Source organism: Homoserinimonas sp. (assembly GCF_056262345.1).
The window spans coordinates 1-5,721 of sequence record NZ_JBACFR010000215.1 but is presented as its reverse complement, the minus strand read 5'-3'; the positions used below and the strand labels follow the sequence as shown (position 1 = coordinate 5,721).

General features: G+C 65.3%; 6 protein-coding genes and 1 pseudogene. 3 read left to right on the top strand and 4 right to left on the bottom strand.

From position 1 onward, the window contains the following. A pseudogene (locus AC062T_RS10395) lies at window positions 1-484 on the top strand (hypothetical protein); the annotation flags it as partial. Between the two features lie 92 nt (window positions 485-576). Here AC062T_RS10395 and rplL read toward each other — a convergent pair. The 4 genes from rplL to AC062T_RS10375 form a co-directional block, all read right to left on the bottom strand. Further along, complete coding sequence (gene rplL / locus AC062T_RS10390; protein WP_108517716.1) at window positions 577-960, bottom strand: 50S ribosomal protein L7/L12; 384 nt, start codon at window positions 958-960, stop codon at window positions 577-579. 56 nt (window positions 961-1,016) lie between these two features. Next, a complete protein-coding gene (rplJ, locus tag AC062T_RS10385; RefSeq protein WP_108517718.1) occupies window positions 1,017-1,532 on the bottom strand; it encodes a 50S ribosomal protein L10 in 516 nt (171 codons plus the stop codon). Between the two features lie 305 nt (window positions 1,533-1,837). Next, window positions 1,838-3,295 (bottom strand): sensor histidine kinase, encoded by a 1,458-nt coding sequence (locus AC062T_RS10380; RefSeq protein ID WP_476029773.1) that lies wholly within the window; start codon window positions 3,293-3,295, stop codon window positions 1,838-1,840. Continuing rightward, window positions 3,292-4,029 (bottom strand): response regulator transcription factor, encoded by a 738-nt coding sequence (locus AC062T_RS10375; RefSeq protein ID WP_476029771.1) that lies wholly within the window; start codon window positions 4,027-4,029, stop codon window positions 3,292-3,294. The genes AC062T_RS10380 and AC062T_RS10375 overlap by 4 nt, the downstream gene beginning before the upstream one ends. Before the next feature lie 110 nt (window positions 4,030-4,139). Here AC062T_RS10375 and AC062T_RS10370 point away from each other — a divergent pair, with 110 nt between their 5' ends. Both AC062T_RS10370 and AC062T_RS10365 read left to right on the top strand, forming a co-directional pair. Continuing rightward, window positions 4,140-4,781 (top strand): YqaJ viral recombinase family protein, encoded by a 642-nt coding sequence (locus AC062T_RS10370; protein WP_476029769.1) that lies wholly within the window; start codon window positions 4,140-4,142, stop codon window positions 4,779-4,781. A gap of 40 nt (window positions 4,782-4,821) precedes the next feature. Next, a partial coding sequence (locus AC062T_RS10365) for an NADP-dependent oxidoreductase (RefSeq protein WP_476029767.1) occupies window positions 4,822-5,721 on the top strand: 900 nt, incomplete at its 3' end.

The window sequence follows — 5,721 nt, the reverse complement described above, 5'->3', positions numbered from 1 at the left end:
CACGACGATTGCAGCAACTCCCGTAGACTGCGTCAGCGGAGTGCCTCGCAGCATCACCGTCACCGTGGCCGGGCTCACACCGAGCAAGAGCTACACCGTTGCGGTCGTGGCGGCCGACGGCACCGACACTGCCGCGGAGGTCGTCACCGGAGTCGCCACGACATCCATCACGTTCGCCGGGCTACCCTCCCCCGCGAGCTACGTGGCAGAGCTGCGCGGAGACGCCACGACCAGGTCCGCCAGCACCGACACCATGGCTCTCGTCCCGTGCCTGGTCGCCTCGTCTGTTACGAGGCCGCCGATCACCCTGCCCGCCGCAGTGACCGCGCCCACCCAGGCGCAGGCTCAGGCTCTAGCCGCAACGGGAGCCTCCGAACTGATCCCGCTGAGCGTGCTCGCCGCGCTTCTTCTGACGGCTGGTGGCGTGGTGGTGACCGCGCGGATGCGACGGCTGGCTACACCGGCGGCGATGCACGGCGCATAGCTGCGGGGCCGCACCAAAAAGAACACCCCCGGTCAATGACCGGGGGTGTTCTGAGTATGAGGCGCGATGCCCGAGGGCATCAACGCCGCGTACTACTTGAGGTTGACGGTTGCGCCGGCCTCTTCGAGCTGAGCCTTGGCCTTCTCGGCGGTCTCCTTGTTAACGCCCTCGAGGACGTTGGCGGGAGCGCCGTCAACGAGTGCCTTCGCCTCACCAAGGCCGAGGCTCGTGAGTGCGCGCACCTCCTTGATGACCTGGATCTTCTTGTCGCCAGCGGCCTCGAGAACGACGTCGAACGAGTCCTTCTCCTCGACCTCTTCAGCGGCAGCAGCAGCGCCACCGGCAGCGGCAACCGCGACGGGAGCAGCAGCGGTGACCTCGAAGACCTCTTCGAACTTCTTGACGAACTCGCTGAGCTCGATGAGCGTGAGCTCCTTGAACGCCTCGATGAGTTCGTCGCTAGAAAGCTTTGCCATTTTTTTCTCCTTGTTTGTTCTTGTCTAAAACCGCGTACAGAAACCCGTGAGGGTGACTAGTTCGCGGACTCCTGCTTTTCGCGCAGCGCGTCGACGGTGCGAACCGCCTGCGCGAGCGGCGCATTGAACATGTACGCGGCACCGAACAGCGAAGCCTTGAAGGCGCCGGCAAGCTTGCCCAGCAGCACCTCCCGCGACTCGAGCTCGGCCAGCTTGATGACCTCGGCGGCGGTCAGCGGGTTACCGTCGAAGTAACCCCCCTTGATGACCAGCAGAGGGTTTGCCTTGGCGAAGTCGCGCAGACCCTTCGCAACGGCGACAGGGTCACCGTGCACGAAAGCGATAGCGGAGGGACCGGTCAGCTCGTCGTCGAACGACGAGATACCGGCCTCGTTGGCCGCAATCTTGGTCAGCGTGTTCTTCACCACGGCGTAAGACGCGTGCTCACGGATGTTCGTGCGCAGCTGCTTGAGCTGAGCGACCGTAAGCCCGCGGTACTCGGTGAGCAGTACGGCGCTCGAGTTACGGAAAAGTTCCGTAAGCTCGGCGACCGAAGCTTCCTTGTTCGCCATGGGGCTCCTCAAATTTCGTTTATGCATTCGGCCAGACCGGCACACCCGGTGAGCATGAGCTCTCCTGAGTCCTGAAGCTGAGTTCCTGCGCCCACTCACGAAAAAAGCTCCGGCACAGGGGCACGGAGCTGGAATTCCCGAAACTCGGGATCAAACTTCACACACCTGCGCGGGCTCTTGCTCGAGAAGCAAGCCTTCGGTCCTGGGCGTTTTCACGCACGAGACAACCAGCGGTCTTTGGCTCCCCTAAGACTAGGTGATTGCCCGCGCCCAGGCAAATTGACAATGGACGGTCGTTGCCGAGCCTAGGAAGCATCCGTCGCCAGAGGCAGCCGCACGGTGAACACCGTGGCGCCAGGGCTGCTCTGCACCGAGACCGAGCCGCCGTGCCCTTCGACGACGGCCTTGACGATCGCAAGCCCCAACCCCGTGCTGCCAGAGGCCCGGGAGCGCGAGCCGTCGCCGCGAGAGAAGCGCTCGAACAGGTGCGACTGGAGCGCCTCGGGGATTCCGGGACCGTTGTCGGCGACCGTCACCACGGCATCCGAACCGTCGACGACGAGCGTCGTGATCACGTGAGTCCCCGCAGGAGTATGTATGCGCGCATTGGAGAGCAGGTTGGCGAGCACCTGGTGCAGCCTGTTGGCGTCTCCGATGACGAGCACAGGCTCTTCGGGCAAATCGAGCGACCATTCGTGATCGGCACCGGCCGCCCGAGCATCGCTCACCGCATCGATGACCACGCGGGTGAGGTCGGTCTCCGCGAGTTCAAGGTCGCGACCCTCGTCGAGCCTCGCCAGCAACAGCAGATCCTCCACAAGAGTCGACATGCGCACCGCCTCCGACTCGACCCGGCCGATCGAGTGCACGACCTCCGGCGGCAGATCCTGATTGAAGCGTCGAGTGAGCTCGGCGTAACCCCGGATGGAGGTGAGGGGGGTGCGCAACTCATGGCTCGCGTCGGCGACAAAACGACGCACCCTGTTCTCGCTCGCCTGGCGGGCGGCCAGGGCGGATGCTACGTGGTCGAGCATCCGGTTGATGGCAGAGCCGACCCTTCCGACCTCCGTTGAGGGGTCGGCGTCTTGTGGCGCGACTCGCTCGGCGAGCGCGACTTCGCCACGGTCGAGGGGCAGCGCGCTCACCGCAGTGGCCGTGGCCGCGACCCGGTCGAGCGGTCGAAGCGCAAGGCGCACCACGGCCAGGCCGACGACCGCGGCGACGACAAGCACGATGATCGCAACAATCGCGATCACGGCGATTAGTCGGGACACGGTCTCGGTGACCTCCCCCAGCGGCAGCGCCGTGACGAGCGTGGTTTCTGGGCCGATCTGCTGACCAGCGGCGCGATACTGGCCGAGGTCGCCCAGCGTTATGGTCACCGGCTCGCCATCGACCGGAACATTGAGCAGCTCGGCACTTTGTGCTTCGTCGAGCAGGGCGATGTCGCCGCTCTGGGTCACAATGCCCGCCCTCACGACGTCGGTGAACACGATGCCCGTCACGGTGAGGGGCGCCTGCACACCAAATCGCAGTGACGACGGACCCAACCCGTCATCGGGGGCCGGAGCAGGGGCTCCGCCGTCGTACCCGTTCGCCGCATTCTGGCTGCGCCCGGTTGCCGAGGCGAGCTGCGAGTCGAGTCGGTCCATGAGAAACCCGCGCAGGGCAAGCACACTGACGAGGCCAATGATGAGGCTCGCCGCAGCAAGCAGCCCAACGATTGCGACGACAAGCCTTCGCCTCAGCGTCCAGGACTTCATGACGGAGCCTTGATCATGTATCCGACGCCGCGCACCGTATGGATCATCGGCTCCTCCCCCGCGTCGATCTTCTTGCGCAGGTAAGAAATATAGATCTCGACGATGCTCGCCCTGCCGCCAAAGTCATAGCTCCAGACGCGGTCAAGGATCTGCGACTTGCTCATCACCCGCCGGGGGTTGCGCATCAAGAAGCGCAGAAGCTCGAACTCGGTGGCCGTGAGTTCGATCTCGCGGTCACCGCGGCGGACTTCATAGCTCTGTTCGTTAAGAGTGAGATCTCCGACCCTCAAGATCGGGTCGTCCTCTCCCGAAATGAGGGCGGATGACCTGCGGATGAGCCCGCGCAGCCGGGCGATCACCTCTTCGAGACTGAATGGCTTGGTCACATAGTCGTCTCCGCCGGCCGTGAGACCCGCGATGCGGTCGTCGAGCGCGTCCTTGGCGGTGAGAAAAAGAATAGGCACGTCGCGACCATCCGCCCGCAGCCGCCGAAGCACCTGAAGCCCGTCGATATCGGGCAGCATGATGTCGAGAACGACGACATCGGGGTCGAACTCTCGCACCGTCTTGAGTGCAGCCTGCCCGTTCGGGGCGGTGCGAACATCCCACCCCTCATATCTCAGCGCCATCGAGAGCAGCTCCGACAGGGTCTCCTCATCGTCGACAACTACCGCGCGAACGGGGGAACCGTCGAAGTGACGCAGGGCCGGCAGCGGCGCGTAACGCTCTAGCATGGCTCGATTATCCAGCCGGATCCTATATGCAAGCTATGAGCAGGCTGGGCACAGCTTGGTAGCGACAGTGGCGGTGCGGGAGACGCCGCTCGGCGCGAGACAATAGAGAGGTGATCTCCTCCCAGCCCCCTCTCCCCCTCTGGGACGATCCGGCTGAGAGCGCACCCGCCCCTCTCCCCGCGCATCTGGCTCGCATCCTCGCCGATTCCACCGACCGTGTTGGCTGGCTTCGCGCGCGCAGCCGCGGAATAACGGCGACGGATGTTGCCAAGCTCGCCACCGAACGATCCGTCAGAGCCGTGGTCGACGACAAGTGGCACGGCAGCCGCTTCTCGGGCAACGCGTTCACTGACCACGGCCGCGAGCGGGAACCCGAAATCGCTCGCTGGGTGAGCGAGAACTTTGGCATCCAGCCGAGCACGGCACTGTTCCACGCCGAGGGCAGCCGCGCGCATCTGGCAACCCCCGATGGCCTCTCTGTTGGCGGGCCCGGCCTGCACCTCGCCGAGATCAAAACCACGAGCAGCGCGTGGCGCTCGATCCCGCGAGGGTACCTGCGCCAGGTGTGGTGGCAGCAGTACGTGCTGGGAGCCGAGCGCACTCTTTTGGTGTGGGAGCAGCACCGCGACTTTGTGCCTGTCGACGCCGAGCCTCAGTACCGCTGGATCGACCGCGACGACAGCCAGATCCACATGCTCGTGCGCCTGGCCGACCAGGTGCTCGAGGCTCTCGCCCAGCGCAGCCGGGGCTAATCATGCGCCGAACAGAGTCGCCGAACAGAAGGGACCCGTCATGACCGACACCTCCTCGCCCACAATGCGCGCCGTCGTCATCGACGAGCTGGGGGGCACCGACCTGCTTCGTCTCACCCAGCTCGCCAGGCCGGTCCCCGTTTCAGCGGAGCTCCTCGTTCAGATCCATGCGGCCGCCCTCAACCCGATCGACGCCAAGACGCGCGCGGGCAAGGGTGCAGCGGCGGGCATCCGCTCGTTTCCCCTCACCCTGGGCAACGATTTCAGCGGCGTCGTCACCCAGGCGGCCTATGAGGCTCACCCCCTGCAGCCAGGAGCCGAGGTCTATGGCATGCTCTCGGTGCCGCGCACGAACGGCAGCTACGCCGAGTTCGCTGCCGTGCCCGAAATGTCGATTGCTAGAAAGCCGAGCAACCTGAGCCACATCGAGGCGGCCGCGGTTCCCCTCGCCGCGCTCACAGCAGACGGGGCGCTCAGGGTGGCTGGCGTCACAGCCGGCAGTCGCGTGCTCATCCATGCGGGCGCGGGCGGCGTCGGCCACTTCGCCGTGCAGCTCGCCGCCCTCGCGGGCGCTGAGGTCATCACGACGGCATCGCCTCGCAACGCGGACTGGCTGCGAGAACTCGGCGCGAGCGACGTCATCGATTACGGCTCCACCAGGTTTGAGGATGTGGTGAGCGGAGTCGATATCGTCATCGACCTCATCGGCAACGTGCACGACAACACGGGCTCGCGTTCGCTCCGAGTGCTGCGCGCCGACGGCATCCTCGTCAATGTTCCGACGGGCAGCTGGCCCTCTCTTGCCGAGGATGCCGCCGCGGCCGGTCGTCGTGCAACGGGATTCAAGGTCTCTCCCGACGGTCGCCGTCTCGCCGAGTTCACCGATCTCATAGAAGCGGGCAAGCTGCGAGTGCACGTCGACGCGGTATTCCCCCTCGAT